This is a genomic window from Frigoribacterium sp. SL97 (genome assembly GCF_026625765.1).
In the GTDB taxonomy this organism is placed as follows: Bacteria; Actinomycetota; Actinomycetes; order Actinomycetales; family Microbacteriaceae; genus Frigoribacterium.
In genome coordinates, this window is sequence record NZ_CP113062.1 from 328,237 (window position 1) to 341,521 (window position 13,285).

Below are 13,285 nucleotides of genomic sequence, written 5' to 3' on the forward strand. Positions count from 1 at the left end.
CGCGGTCACTTCTTGCCGTTCTTCACGACGTAGATGGCACCGGTGCTGAAGTCCTCTTCGAGCTGCTCGAGCGACCGCCCGTTCGTCTCGGGCACCTTCTTCACGGCGAAGAGGAACGACCCGGCGTTGAGCACGGCGAAGATGAAGAACGTCGTCGAGATGCCGATGCCGGCGACGAGGATCGGGAAGAGCAGGCTGACGGCGAAGTTGGTCAACCAGAGGATGAGCACCGTGAGCCCCATCCCGACGCCGCGCAGCTTGAGGGGGAAGATCTCGCTGAGCATCAGCCAGACGAGAGGGCCGATGGTGCCCTGCATGGTCCCGACGAAGCCGATGACGAAGATCAGGACGACGATCGCGCGGCCGAGCCCCTCGGGGATCAGCAGCGACGACAGGCCGATCAGCAGGTGGAAGATCGTGACGCCGGCGAAGCCGGCCATGAGCATGGTGCGCCGTCCGACCTTGTTGATGATGCGGAGGGCGACGAGCATCGCGACGACGGCGATGACGCCTGCCCCGACGTTGGCGATCAGGGCCCCGCTCTGCGAGAAACCGGACTGCTGCAGCACCTGGGTGCCGTAGTACATGATCGAGTTGATGCCGGTCAGCTGCTGAGCGACGGCCAGGCCGATGCCGATGAACAGGATCTTGCGGAGCCAGGGCTCGGCGATGAGGTCGGCGAGGCGGGCGCTCTTGGCCTCTTTCTCCTCGTCGGCCAGGAGGCGCACCTCGGCCATCTCGGCCACCGCGCGGTCGTCGGCACGGATCTGCTTGAGCACGGCGAGCGCGTCGTCGTCGCGGCCCTTGGCGATGAGCCAGCGAGGGCTCTCGGGGACACGGAACATGCCGATGAAGAGGGCGATGGCGGGCAGCACCGCGACGGAGAGCATGTAGCGCCACACGTTGTCGTGCTCGCCCCAGACGCTGCCGATGACGGCGTTGATGGTGAAGGCGGCGAGCTGCCCCGAGACGATCATGAGCTCGTTGCGACTGACGAGTCCGCCGCGTTGCTCGGTGGGGGCGAGTTCGGCGAGGAACACCGGAACGGTGACCGAGGCCCCGCCGACCGCGATGCCGAGGAAGAACCGCGCCCCGGTGAGGAACTCCCACGTGGGGGCGAGCACGCAGGCGAGCGCGGCGAAGAAGAACAGGATGGCCAGGGTGTTGATGGTCGGCTTCCGCCCGAAGGCGTCCGAGATGCGCCCGATGAAGAACGCCCCGACCGCAGCCCCGATGAGGATGGCCGAGACCATGATGCCCTCACTGGCCGGCGTGAGCCCGAGGCTCTCCTCCATCGAGTCGAGCGCGCCGTTGATCACGCCCGTGTCGTACCCGAAGAGCAGGCCACCGAAGGTGGCGATGACCGCGACGGTGCCGAGACGCTTGGTGTGCGGGCCCGAGACCAGGGCGGGAAGAGCTACTCGGGGCGAACTGCCCGATGTGTCGGTGACCACGATTCCTCCATTGGTTGTGGTTACAGCTTCCCGCGTCGGTGCGGGTCGTCGCCCTGCAACGGCGACAGGACGAGGCTAACCATGTCCGTATGTCCTGTCAATCGGTCATGCGTGGACCGCCCCCTCGAGTCGGACGGGAGAGGGACTCGCGCGTCCCTAGACTCGGAGCATGCCTTTCGACGAGTGGTACGACGACGAGACACGAGAGGCCGCGACGGCCCGCGTGCTGCAGCGGCGGATGACGAACCCCACCGACCGCAACGTCCTCACCGTCGTCGCGGAGGAGTTCAACGTCCCGCGGCAGACCCTCAGCGACTGGGTCGACGAGGCCTCGCCCGAGTCCGCCAAGCCGAAGCGCAAGCCCCGCCCGAAGTTCTCGCAGGTCGTCAAGACCACCAAGGAGGCGCGGGTCGAGTCCCCCGAGGACGACGAAGCGATCGACGCTCCGCAGCCCGCGGCACGTCCGGAGCCCGCGAGCGAGCCCGAGTCCGACGCACAGACAGGGTCCGTGCCGCAGGCCGAGGCCGTTCCGCAGACCGAGGCCGCGTCCGACCCGGAGGCCGACCTGCAGCCCGACCCGCAGCCTGAGCCGGAGGCCGAACCCGAGCAGGACCCCTGGGCGGCGTCCGATCCTGCCGCCGAGCCCGAGCCCGAGCCGACGCCCGAGAGCCAACCCGGCCTGCAGCCCGAGCCGGCATCCGTGCCCGCACCCACACCCGCACCCGCCGCACCCGCCGACAGCCGCCTCACCGCCCTCGAGGCCGAGGTCGCGGCTCTCCGCGCCGGCAACCGCGCACTCGTCGAAGCCCTCCGCATCCTGGTCGACTGACGACGCCGGTCGGCGCCTGGCCGAGCCGGGCGACGGCCACGAGGCCATCCGGTCACCGTCGTCGTGGTGACGGCCTCGACGTCGTGAACCGGGCCTGGCGCCGGTCGGCCGCGCGCGCCTCCCGGGGAGGCGGTAGCCGTCGCGGTAGACGCCGACGACGTCGAGGGCGACGCCCACGAGGGAGCGGACGGCGGTGCGCCGCTCGCGCGAGCCGTACCAGTTTCGGTGGAGACGCCACAGCTCGACGATCCCCCGCACGAGCAGTCCCCCGCCGAAGAAGACGGCGGCGATCCAGGCGATGCCGGTCGGGCCGAAGGCGACGACCGCACCGATGCAGGCGACCAGCGTCACCACCAGGGTGATCATCAGCGTGCGCGGGCTCGGCAGCTGTCGGCCGTGCTCGCCGGTCCAGTAGGACGACAGCAGGTAGAGGGCGTCCTCGCGGGAGCGTCCGCCGTGACGCAGCCGGTGGACGGCGGCGTCGGTGCGCGCGAGTCGGTCGGGCCCGTCGGCCTGGCGCACCGCGGCGCTGGTCGACGCGACGATGCGGATGACGGGAGGTTCGCGTCGAGCCACCAGGCCATCTTGCCGCACGCCGCACGCCGGACGCCGCACGCCCGCCGCCCGACGCCGCCCGCCGCCCGCCGTCCGCCGTCCGCCGGACGGGCCCGCGCTGTCCCCCGCCTGGCCGCTTCGCGAGTGCCCGTCGACCCGAGTCTGCAAGCTCGCTGGAGGTCGATGACGGGTGGGCTGCCGCTCGCGTCCGAATGGTGTGTCACCGAGACACAGCGCGTCCGCACCGCGGCACCGCGATCCCCGGCCACCGACGAGTGGCCGCGCCGAGAGAAGGACGACCACCATGAGCGACGACGACAAGCAGGCCGACGCAGGCTTCGCCGGCAGGTTCCGCGACCAGCTCGGCAGCCGGGCGATCGAGCCCCTCATCAAGGCCGTCCGCACCGAACTGCGGTCGGCGCGCGACGAGATCGCCGGCCGGGCACGGGACGCGCGGTCCGGCGCCGTGCTGCTCGCCGTCGGATCCGTCCTCGCGATAGTGACCGTGATCCTCCTGGCCGGCACCGCCGTCGCCCTGCTGGCCCTGGCCCTGCCCATCTGGGCCGCCGCGCTCATCACGTTCGCCGTCTTCGCGGTCGTCACCGCGGTGCTCGTCGCCGTAGGCCTGAAGGGCGTCAGGCGGGGCGTCCCGCCGGTGCCCGTCGACACGGTGAAGAACCTCACCTCGTCGACCGACTAGCCGCCGGCCCCTCCGAACCGGGCCCCGTCCCAACCCGACCCAACCCGGCACGACCCGGCCCCACCCGACCCCGTCCCGGCCCGGCCCCACCCGGCCCCACCCGACCCCACCCCAACCCGACCCCACCCGACACCAGGGAGTCCCCCATGCCTCGCACCACACCCGCCAGCCGGTCCACGAAAGAACAGCGCACGCAGCACGCCGAGACCTACGCGCCCCTCGCGCGGTACGCCTCCGAGGCGTTCGGGGCCTTCCTCCTCGTCGTCGGAGGCGTGGGCACGGCCGTGTTCGCGTCGTCGTTCCCGGACGACGGCAACGCGCTCGGGGTCGGCTTCCTCGGCGTGGCCCTGGCGTTCGGCCTGAGCGTGATGGCCGGCATCTACGCCGTCGGCCACATCTCGGGCGGCCACTTCAACCCGGCCGTGACGGTCGGCTTCGCCCTGGCCCGTCGGACCCCGTGGTCGAGCGTGCCCGGCTACGTCGTCGCGCAGCTCGTCGGAGCGGCCGCCGGAGCCAGCGTCGTGGCGCTCGTCGCCGCCGACGGCCCCGCCGGCTACTTCGCCGCGGCCCGGGACTCGGGCTTCGCCTCGAACAGCTTCGGCGCGTCGTCGCCCGGCGGTTTCGGCCTCGGAGCCGTCCTCGTCACCGAGATCGTGCTGACGGCCGTGTTCGTCGGCGTGATCCTGTCGGTAACCGCCAAGGGTGAGTACAAGGCCCTGGCGCCCCTGGCCATCGGCCTGACCCTGACGCTGATCCACCTGATCAGCATCCCCGTGAGCAACACGTCGGTGAACCCCGCCCGCTCGCTGGCGGCCGCCCTCTACGGCGGCCCCGACGCCCTGGCCCAGGTCTGGGTCTTCTTCGTGGCACCCCTGGTCGGCGGCGCCCTGGCGGGCCTGGCCCACCGCGTCCTGCGCCGTCGCGCCTGACGGCGACCCGAGCGGCTGGGAACGCAGGAGGCGCAGGTCGCGTGACCCGCGCCTCCTGCGTTCTCGCACGGTGACGCCGGTGCCGACCGACGCTCGAGCGGAGGCGACGACGTCGCCCCGCCCGTCGAGAGCGACGACCTAGACGACCGTGGCGCTCCGGACGCGGTCGGCGGCGGTGGCCATGTGGTCGCGCATCGCGGCGAGCGCGGCGTCGGGATCGCGTGCCTCGATCGCACGGAAGACGGCCCGGTGTTCGCGGTACGCGGCCTCGGCCTGGTCCTTCTCGGTGAGCCCGCGTTCGACCCAGAGGCGCAGCAGCGACCGGGTGCTCTGCAGGAGGTCCTTGAGCACGACGTTGTCGGCGCTGACGGCGATCTGCAGGTGGAACCGGATGTCGGCCTGGAGGAACGCGTCGAGGTCCTCGAGCGAGTCGGCCATCACCTCGATGTACCCCCGCAGGGCGTCGACGTCGGCGTCCGTGGCCCGCTCGGCGGCGTAGGCGGCGGCCTGGATCTCGAGCCCGCCCCGGACCTCGATGAGCTCGCGCGTGCGTGCCGCGTTCAGCATGAGACCCCAGCTGAGCGTGGTCGGCAGCAACTCCGAGGTCTGGTCGCGCAGGTAGGTGCCCGAGCCCGGACGCACCGTGACGATGCCGAGGATCTCGAGGGCGGCCAGGGCCTCGCGGACGGCCGACCGCCCGACGCCGAGACGTTCGGCGAGCTGCCGCTCGGGTGGGAGGCGCGACCCGGGGGTCAGTTCGCCGGCCGTCAGGAGGGCCACGAGCTGCTTGACGACCTCGCTGACCGCGGTGCCGCGCGGGACCATCTCGAGCTCGAGATCGAGGCTCGTGGGGTCGCTCTCTGGGTATGCCGGCACGGTGCGAGCTTAGTCAGCGGGGCCCACGGGTCCAGCTCTCGAGGCACTCGGGTCCACCTCTCGAGGCACTCGCTCCGCCTCCTCCCGTCGCTCAATTGGTCAACCGGTTGACAGATATCGGCGAAAAAGGCACGATGGTCCCTGCGCGCCACCGGCACCGGTCGAAGGCGTCATCCAACAACGTCGTTAGATCCGAAGGAGTCGATGTGGACACCACCACCCGAACGAGCGCGCCACAGAGCGCGGTCGAGAAGTCCGCGATCAAGAAAGTCGCCGTCCGGCTCGTCCCGTTCGTGGCGTTGATGTTCTTCATCAACTACCTCGACCGCACCGCCATCGGCTTCGCGGCGCCGAACGGCATGGAGTCCGACCTCGCCCTGTCGGCCGCCCAGTTCGGCTTCGCCTCCGGCGTGTTCTTCATCGGCTACATCCTGTTGGAGGTGCCGTCGAACCTCGCCCTGCACAAGTTCGGTGCCCGCAAGTGGCTCGCCCGCATCATGGTGACCTGGGGCATCGTGGCGTTGCTCTTCACCTGGGTGCAGAACTTCGAGCAGCTCGTCGCGCTGCGCTTCCTGCTCGGCGTCATGGAGGCCGGCTTCTTCCCCGGCGCGATCCTCTTCCTGAGCCTCTGGGTGCCTGCCGCCCACCGCAGCAAGATCCTCGCCCTCTTCTACCTGGCGCAGCCCCTCACCACCGTCATCGGTGCCCCGCTCGCCGGCTGGTTGATCAGCCACGACGGCGTCTTCTTCGGCCTCGAGGGCTGGCGCTTCATGTTCATGGGCGTCGCCATCCCCGCGATCGTCGTCGGCATCGTCGCCTGGTTCTACCTCAAGGACAAGCCCGCCGACGCCAAGTGGCTCACGAAGGAAGAACAGGTCTGGCTGACCCAGGCGCTGGTGAAGGAGGCCTCGACGAAGACGGGTGCCGTCTCGACCACCGGCAAGCACCCGGGCCTCGGCGTCGTCTTCAAGAACGGCCGCGTCTGGATGCTCTCGTTCATCTACTTCGGCTTCATCTACGGCCTCTACGCGCTCGCGTTCTTCCTGCCCACCATCATCGGCGGCTTCCAGGAGCAGTTCGGCACCGAGTTCACCGTCACCCAGCGCGGCTTCATCACGGCCATCCCCTACGTCCCCGCGGCCATCGCCCTCTACTTCTGGTCGCGTGACGCCTCGCGTCGCGGCCTCAAGACCTGGCACATCGTCATCCCCGCCGTCGTGGGCGGTCTGAGCATCCCGCTGGCGCTCTACGCACAGTCCCCCGCCCTCACCATCGCGGTGATCGCGGTCACCGCCATGGCGATCTTCGCGGCCCTGCCCAACTTCTGGACCCTGCCCACGCAGTTCCTGACCGGTGCCGCGGCGGCCGCGGGCATCGCGCTCATCAACACGGTCGGCAACCTCGCCGGCTTCAGCGCCCCGTACATCACGGGCCTGGTCACCGACGTCACCGGCGACTACCGGGTGCCGATGTTCATCGTCGGGTTCTTCATGCTGCTGTCGGCCGCGCTGATGATCGCGCTCAGCCGGATGAAGAAGCCCGAGGGCACCCTCAGCCCCCGCGAGCAGGCCGACCTGGCGGCGACCGCCGGGCTCGACTGACCGACGCTCACCCCCTCCCCCGCGGGGCCCGGACGATCACCGACCCGGGCCCCGCCCCCTCCGCACCCCGTCGCCGTGCCGTCGCGCCGTCGACCGGACCACCGCCTCCTGGAGTTCTCATGACACGCCTCTTCAACGATCCGGGCGACTTCGCCGACGAGATGATCGACGGCTTCGTGGCCGCCAACCAGCGCTGGGTGCGACGGGTGCACGGCGGCGTGGTCCGGGCGACCCGCTCGGCCCCCGGCAGCGTGGCGCTCGTCGTCGGCGGTGGCTCGGGTCACTACCCGGCCTTCGGCGGACTCGTCGGGCAGGGGCTCGCCCACGGCGCCGCGCTCGGCAACCTCTTCGCCTCGCCCTCGTGGCAGCAGGTCAGGTCGGTGGCGAAGTCGGCCCAGAACGGCGGCGGCGTCCTGCTGAGCTACGGCAACTACGCCGGTGACGTCCTCAACTTCGACAAGGCCCAGCAGAAGCTGATCGACGAGGGCATCGAGACCCGGACGGTCGCCGTCACCGACGACATCTCGAGCGCGTCGATCGCCGACAAGCACAAGCGTCGTGGCATCGCCGGCGACCTCACCGTCTTCAAGTCCGCCGCGGCCGCCGCCGAGGAGGGCGCCGACCTCGACGACGTCGTCCGCGTCGCCGTCAAGGCGAACGAACGCACCCGCAGCGTCGGCGTGGCGTTCTCGGGCTGCTCGCTGCCGGGGGCCGACGAACCGCTCTTCACCGTGCCCGAGGGTCGCATGGCCGTCGGCATGGGCATCCACGGCGAGCCCGGCATCGGCGAGACCGACGTCCCCACGGCGGACGGCCTCGCCGAGCTGCTCGTCGAGGCGTTGCTCGCGAGCGACGAACTGCCCGACGGGGTCGACGAGGCACGCGGACGCAAGGTGGCCGTCCTGCTCAACGGACTCGGCTCGGTCAAGTACGAAGAACTCTTCGTCGTCTACGCCCGGGTCGACGCCCTGCTGCGCGAGGCGGGCGTCGAGGTCGTCGAGCCCGAGGTCGGCGAGCTCGTCACGAGCTTCGACATGGCCGGCGTCTCGCTGACCCTGTTCTGGCTCGACGACGAGCTCGAGCGCCTCTGGGCGGCCCCGGTCGACGCACCCGCCTACAAGAAGGGCTCCGTCGACGTCGCGTCGCGGGCGGACGACGCCGAGCAGGAGGCGCGGGTCGCCATCGCGATCCCGCCCGCGACCCCGGCGTCCCGGCAGGCCGCCCAGCTGGTGCTGAGCGCCCTCGAGGCGGTGCAGGCCACGGTCGAGGAGAACGTCGACGAGCTCGGACGCATCGACGCCGTCGCCGGGGACGGCGACCACGGCATCGGCATGCAGCGCGGGGTCCACGCCGCCGTCGCCGCCGCCCGCGAGGCCGTGCTCGCCGGTGCGGGGGCGGGCACCGTCCTCGACCTCGCCGGCGACGCCTGGTCCGATCGGGCCGGGGGCACCTCCGGAGCCCTCTGGGGTGCCGCCCTCGCGAGCCTCGGCGCGGCCGTGGGCGACGAGGCGGCCCCGGACCGCGCCTCCGTGTCCCGCGGCGTCTCCGCCGCGACCGAGGCGATCCTCGAGTTCGGCGCCACGGTCGGCGACAAGACCATGGTCGACGTGCTCGTCCCCTTCGACGCGGCCCTCTCCGCGGCGGTCGACGACGGGGCCGACCTCGCCACGGCCTGGGCCACCGCGGCCGAGGTCGCCGTGACGGCGGCCGCGGCGACGGCCGACCTCCTGCCCAAGATGGGCCGCGCCCGGCCGCACGCCGAGAAGAGCCTCGGCACGCCCGACGCCGGCGCCACCTCGCTCGGGCTCATCACGCGGGCCGTCGGACGCGTCCTCGCGCCGCAGCCCGCCGCGTGACCCCTCCCCCTCACACCCTCCACGAAAGGCACCACCATGGCTGACCAGCTGCGCATCGTCGTCGGATCGGACGACGCCGGGTACGACTACAAAGAGGTCCTCAAGAAGGACCTCGAGGCGAACGACGGCGTGGCGAGCGTCACCGACGTCGGGGTCGCCGCCGACGGCCACACCGCCTACCCGCACGTCGCCGTCGAGGCGGCCCGCATGGTCGCCGACGGCCGCGCCGACCGCGCGATCCTGATCTGCGGCACCGGGCTCGGCGTCGCCATCGCGGCCAACAAGGTGCCCGGCATCCGGGCGGTGACCGCGCACGACACGTTCTCGGTCGAACGCGCCGTCCTCTCGAACGACGCCCAGGTGCTCTGCATGGGCCAGCGCGTGATCGGCGTCGAGCTCATGCGCCGCCTGGCGAAGGAGTTCCTCACCTACCGCTTCGACACCTCGAGCGCCTCGGCCGAGAAGGTCGCGGCCATCTGTGGCTACGACGGGTCGGGCGAGCGCGTCGGCATCGACGCGGCGTGAGCGATCCGGTGACCGCCCCCGTCCGGCCCTCCCCGGCCCGCTTCACGATCGGGGTGAGCCTCAAGATGTACTTCTCGCACGCGAGGACCCTCGCGTGGAGCACCGAGGTGGCCGAGATCGCGCGGCGCCACCCGGCCGTCCGGCGGGGCGTCGTCGACCTGTTCGTCGTGCCGACGTTCCCGTCGCTCGTCCCCGTGCAGGAGGCGCTGGCCGGCACCTCGGTCCGCCTCGGTGCCCAGGACCTCGCGACCGACGACTCGGGCGCCTTCACGGGCGAGGTGAGCGGCGCCGAGCTGGCCGAGATCGGCTGCACCCTCGCCGAGATCGGCCACGCCGAACGGCGGACGCTCTTCCACGAGGACGACGCGGTCGTCGCGGCCAAGACGGCGGCGGCGCTGCGCCACGGCATCACTCCGCTGCTCTGCGTGGGCGAGGCCGACGAGACGTCGCCCGCCCTCGCCGCGCTCGAGGTGACGCAGCAGATCGACCTCGCCCTGGCGGCAGCCGACGAGGCCCGCCTCCCGGGTGCCCTCGTCGTGGCGTACGAGCCGCTCTGGGCGATCGGCGCACCGGTGCCGGCGTCCGCGGGCCACATCACCGCGGTGGTCGCGGCCGTCGAGGACCACCTCGCCGGGCTGGCCGATCGCGCCGGCAGCCGGGTGATCTACGGCGGCAGCGCCGGTCCGGGGCTGCTGACCGGTCTGGGCGGCCAGGTCCGTGGGCTGTTCCTCGGTCGCTTCGCCCACGACGCCTCCGCGGTGGAGCGCATCCTCGACGAGGCGCTCGCACTCGCGCTCGATGAGGCACCCGCACTCGACGAGACGCCGGCCCCCGACGCCGCACGCCGGGACGAGGTGGCCTCGTGATCGGCCTCAGCACCTACGCGTACTTCTGGCGGGGCAGCGACCTCGTCCCGCAGCCGATGACGCTCGACGACATGCTGCGTGACACGGCCGCGCAGGGCGTCCGGCTGTTCCAGATCTGCGACTACGAGGCCCTGACCGGCTACACCGACGAGCAGCTCGCCGCGCTGCGCGACCTCGCCGACGAGCTCGGGCTGACGCTCGAACTCGGCACCCGGGGCACCGGGCCGACCGTCCTGCGGACGTGGCTGCGCCTCGCCGTCGCGTTGCGCGCCTCCTTGGTCCGCAGCATGTGGACGGCGGGCGACGACCGTCCCGACGCGGCCGAGACCGAGCGCCGGCTGCGCGAGGTGCTGCCCGAGTACGAGGAGGCGGGGGTCACCCTCGCCCTCGAGACCTACGAGCAGGTCGGTTCGACCGAGCTCGTGGCCGTCGTGCGGGCGGTCGCCAGCCCGCGGCTCGGCATCGTGCTCGACCCGGCCAACACCGTCGCGAACCTGGAGCACCCGGCCGACGTGACCGCGCGCTGCCTGCCGTTCGTCGCCAACTGGCACGTCAAGGACTTCGCCTTCTCACGGAAGGACGGCTGGGTCGGCTTCGCGCTCACCAGCACGCCCCTCGGCGAGGGCCGCCTCGACTACGACGGCATCCGTGCCGCGCTCGACGCCCGCGACGGCGGCACCAGCCCCGTCAACCAGGTCGTCGAGCACTGGCTGCCCTGGCAGGGCGATCCCGAGACCACCACGCGGCTCGAAGCCGAGTGGACGACACGAACCATCTCTGAACTAAGGAGCAAGAACAATGACTGACACCCTCGACACGACCGCCCCCGAGAGCACCGTCACGTACGCCGACGGCCAGGGCTCGTCCGACGTCACCGTCGCCGTCATCGGCGCCGGCGGCAAGATGGGCCAGCGCGTCTCGAACAACCTCGCCAAGAGCGCGTACACGACCCTCTACAGCGAGGCGTCGCCCGCCGGCGTCGAGCTGATCGAGTCGCTCGGCCGCTCGGTCACCGCGACCGACGTGGCCGTGGCGGACGCCGACGTGGTCATCCTGGCCGTGCCCGACGTGGTGCTCGGCAAGGTCTCCGAGCAGGTCGTCCCGGCGATGAAGACCGGCGCCGTCATCCTCACCCTCGACCCCGCGGCCGCGTACGCGGGCCTGCTCGCCGTGCGCGAGGACATCCACTACGCGGTGGCGCACCCCTGCCACCCCAGCGTGTTCCTCGAGCGCACCACGAAGGAGGAGTGGGCCGACACCTTCGGTGGCGTGGCCGCCCCGCAGGAGGTCGTCGCCGCGCTCGAGGGCGTGGCCGAGGACTCGCCCGTCCGCGAGCTCATGACGCAGGTCATCTCGACGATCTACGCACCCGTCATCGCCGTGCACTACGTGACGGTCAAGCAGCTGGCCGTGCTCGAGCCGACCTTGGTCGAGACGATGGCCTGCATGATCGGGGCGTTCCTGAAGGAGGCGCTCGAGGAGACCGTCGACGGCGTCGGGGTCCCCTACGAGGCCGCTCGCGCGATGCTCTACGGCCACACCTGGATCGCGCTGACGAACGGCCTGCGCGGCTCGAACCCGTTCAGCGACGCCTGCCACATCGCCATGGACTACGGCCGCGAGTCGATCGTCCGCGACGACTGGAAGAAGATCTTCGACGACAGCCAGCTCGACTCGGTCATCGCGCGCATGCTGAAGATCGACGCCGTCCGCCGCTAGGCCGCGACGCCGGGAACGCAGGAGGCGCGGGTCGCGTGACCCGCGCCTCCTGCGTTCTCGCGTGGTGCGGTGGTCGCCCGGGCCGACCGCCGGGACGACGCCCGTGTCAGGATCGGGTGACCTGCCGCGGCGAGCGGCGACGACGAGGGGATGCGCGGATGGCCGACACGGACGAGATCGTGCACGTGGTGTTGGTCGAGTGGGCCGAGGGGGCCCCGGCCGACGTGGCCGAGCAGGCGACGCGGCTGTCGACCGAGCACCTGACCGGCATCGACGGCGTGCTGTCGGTGTCGAGTGGCGAGAGCTTCAGCCCCGAGCAGCTCGAGGCCGGCTTCGACTGGATGCTCGTGGTGCGCTTCCGTGACGCCGCGGCCCGCGACGGCTACCTGCCGCACCCCTCGCACCAGCCGGTGGCGAGCTACCTCGGCGACGCGTCCGCCCGGGTCGTCGTCTTCGACGTCGCGGCCTGACGCCTGGCCCAGGAGGCGCGGTTCGGCTGACCGGCGCCCGTGCCGACGAGGAACGCCGAGGCGAGGGCGGCCACGATCAGGAGCATCCCGACGGTGTGGTCGGCCGTGAAGAAGACGACCAGGGCGATCGTGGTCAGGGCGAGCGGGGCGAGGGCGCGGAGCCAGTTCGTCACGAGAAGCACTGCTCCTTCATCTCGGTACTGATCGGTCGGGAAAACGCTAGGACGCTCGCGCCGGTCGATGCCAGTCGATTGACGTGATGCCCAGGAACACCGCTCCATTCGCGATCGCACGACGTCGATCCGGCGGTAGGTTCACCTCATGAAGGTCCTCGCCGGCATCGTCACCGCGCTGCTCGTGGTGTCGGTGCTGCTGGTGCTCGCGGTGCGGGCCGACCCGGACGTGCCGCTCGTGCTGTCGGGGTCCGACGCGCGCCTCCCGTACTGCACGACCTACGAGCCGGTGATCGTGGCCGACCTCACGACGGAGACCCTCCCGGCCTGTGCACCGCACGGGGTCGAGCTGCGCTTCCCCGACGGCTTCGTCATCGACCTGCCCGACGAGCCCGGCGCCGGCGGACGCCCCTCGGATCGCTACGACTACGGCTACGTCGACGTCGGGGCGTTCGGCATGTACGCGTCCCGGGCCGACCACGCCTGCGAGGACGTCGAGCAGTGGGGCACACCCGAAGCCATCCGCCGCGTCACCGAGGCCTTCGGCGACGACTACGCCTGCGTGCCCGACAACGACTGACCCCCTCCTTACTGGGGGTACCGGGCCGATTGTCGCGCCCTCGACCATCTCGATACTGTTCGGTATCCAGATGAACCACCGTGTGGAGGTGGTGCCGGGCTCACCCGTCGTCTCCGTCTGGCGCGCTCCCGAAGCGCTCGACCGTCGAGGAC

General features: G+C 71.6%; 14 protein-coding genes. 11 read left to right on the forward strand and 3 right to left on the reverse strand.

What is annotated here, in order from left to right; all coding sequences use genetic code 11:
- Nucleotides 1-5: 5 nt before the first annotated feature.
- Nucleotides 6-1,454: a sugar porter family MFS transporter gene (locus tag OVA02_RS01625; protein ID WP_082460110.1), complete on the reverse strand. Its 1,449-nt coding sequence runs from the start codon at nt 1,452-1,454 to the stop codon at nt 6-8.
- Nucleotides 1,455-1,623: 169 nt separating this feature from the next.
- On the opposite strand from OVA02_RS01625, the gene OVA02_RS01630 reads away from it, so the two are divergent.
- The 3 genes from OVA02_RS01630 (at nt 1,624) to aqpZ (ending at nt 4,467) form a co-directional block, all read left to right on the forward strand.
- Nucleotides 1,624-2,283 carry a hypothetical protein gene (locus OVA02_RS01630; RefSeq protein WP_200412337.1) on the forward strand — a complete coding sequence of 220 codons (660 nt, stop codon included), beginning with the start codon at nt 1,624-1,626 and terminating at the stop codon, nt 2,281-2,283.
- An 859-nt stretch (nt 2,284-3,142) separates the two neighbouring features.
- Complete coding sequence (locus OVA02_RS01635; protein ID WP_267659094.1) at nt 3,143-3,538, forward strand: phage holin family protein; 396 nt, start codon at nt 3,143-3,145, stop codon at nt 3,536-3,538.
- Between the two features lie 146 nt (nt 3,539-3,684).
- Nucleotides 3,685-4,467 (forward strand): aquaporin Z, encoded by a 783-nt coding sequence (gene aqpZ, locus OVA02_RS01640; protein ID WP_267659095.1) that lies wholly within the window; start codon nt 3,685-3,687, stop codon nt 4,465-4,467.
- A gap of 138 nt (nt 4,468-4,605) precedes the next feature.
- On the opposite strand, the gene OVA02_RS01645 is transcribed toward aqpZ, so the two are convergent.
- Entirely contained in the window at nt 4,606-5,343 is a 738-nt protein-coding gene (locus OVA02_RS01645) for a FadR/GntR family transcriptional regulator (protein WP_267659096.1), read from the reverse strand.
- A gap of 206 nt (nt 5,344-5,549) precedes the next feature.
- Here OVA02_RS01645 and OVA02_RS01650 point away from each other — a divergent pair, with 206 nt between their 5' ends.
- The 7 genes from OVA02_RS01650 to OVA02_RS01680 all read left to right on the forward strand — a co-directional run bounded on the left by OVA02_RS01650 (nt 5,550) and on the right by OVA02_RS01680 (nt 12,380).
- Nucleotides 5,550-6,944, forward strand: a complete 1,395-nt coding sequence (locus tag OVA02_RS01650; RefSeq protein ID WP_056044281.1) for an MFS transporter — start codon at nt 5,550-5,552, stop codon at nt 6,942-6,944.
- A gap of 119 nt (nt 6,945-7,063) precedes the next feature.
- Nucleotides 7,064-8,800 carry a dihydroxyacetone kinase family protein gene (locus OVA02_RS01655; protein ID WP_056044279.1) on the forward strand — a complete coding sequence of 579 codons (1,737 nt, stop codon included), beginning with the start codon at nt 7,064-7,066 and terminating at the stop codon, nt 8,798-8,800.
- A 36-nt stretch (nt 8,801-8,836) separates the two neighbouring features.
- Entirely contained in the window at nt 8,837-9,325 is a 489-nt protein-coding gene (locus tag OVA02_RS01660) for a ribose-5-phosphate isomerase (protein ID WP_056044276.1), read from the forward strand.
- Nucleotides 9,322-10,191, forward strand: coding sequence for a triose-phosphate isomerase family protein (locus tag OVA02_RS01665; RefSeq protein ID WP_235452353.1), 870 nt, complete (start codon nt 9,322-9,324; stop codon nt 10,189-10,191). The genes OVA02_RS01660 and OVA02_RS01665 overlap by 4 nt, the downstream gene beginning before the upstream one ends.
- Complete coding sequence (locus OVA02_RS01670) at nt 10,188-10,997, forward strand: sugar phosphate isomerase/epimerase family protein (protein ID WP_267659097.1); 810 nt, start codon at nt 10,188-10,190, stop codon at nt 10,995-10,997. The genes OVA02_RS01665 and OVA02_RS01670 overlap by 4 nt, the downstream gene beginning before the upstream one ends.
- Nucleotides 10,990-11,910, forward strand: coding sequence for a phosphogluconate dehydrogenase C-terminal domain-containing protein (locus OVA02_RS01675; RefSeq protein WP_082460107.1), 921 nt, complete (start codon nt 10,990-10,992; stop codon nt 11,908-11,910). Before OVA02_RS01670 ends, OVA02_RS01675 begins: the two co-directional genes overlap by 8 nt.
- Before the next feature lie 158 nt (nt 11,911-12,068).
- A complete protein-coding gene (locus OVA02_RS01680; RefSeq protein ID WP_056044272.1) occupies nt 12,069-12,380 on the forward strand; it encodes a Dabb family protein in 312 nt (103 codons plus the stop codon).
- Here OVA02_RS01680 and OVA02_RS01685 read toward each other — a convergent pair.
- Entirely contained in the window at nt 12,329-12,553 is a 225-nt protein-coding gene (locus OVA02_RS01685; RefSeq protein ID WP_056044269.1) for a hypothetical protein, read from the reverse strand. The genes OVA02_RS01680 and OVA02_RS01685 overlap by 52 nt on opposite strands.
- 148 nt (nt 12,554-12,701) lie before the next feature.
- Between OVA02_RS01685 and OVA02_RS01690 the strand changes: the two genes are divergently transcribed.
- Nucleotides 12,702-13,133 carry a hypothetical protein gene (locus OVA02_RS01690; RefSeq protein ID WP_056044267.1) on the forward strand — a complete coding sequence of 144 codons (432 nt, stop codon included), beginning with the start codon at nt 12,702-12,704 and terminating at the stop codon, nt 13,131-13,133.
- The last annotated feature ends 152 nt before the right edge of the window (nt 13,134-13,285 follow it).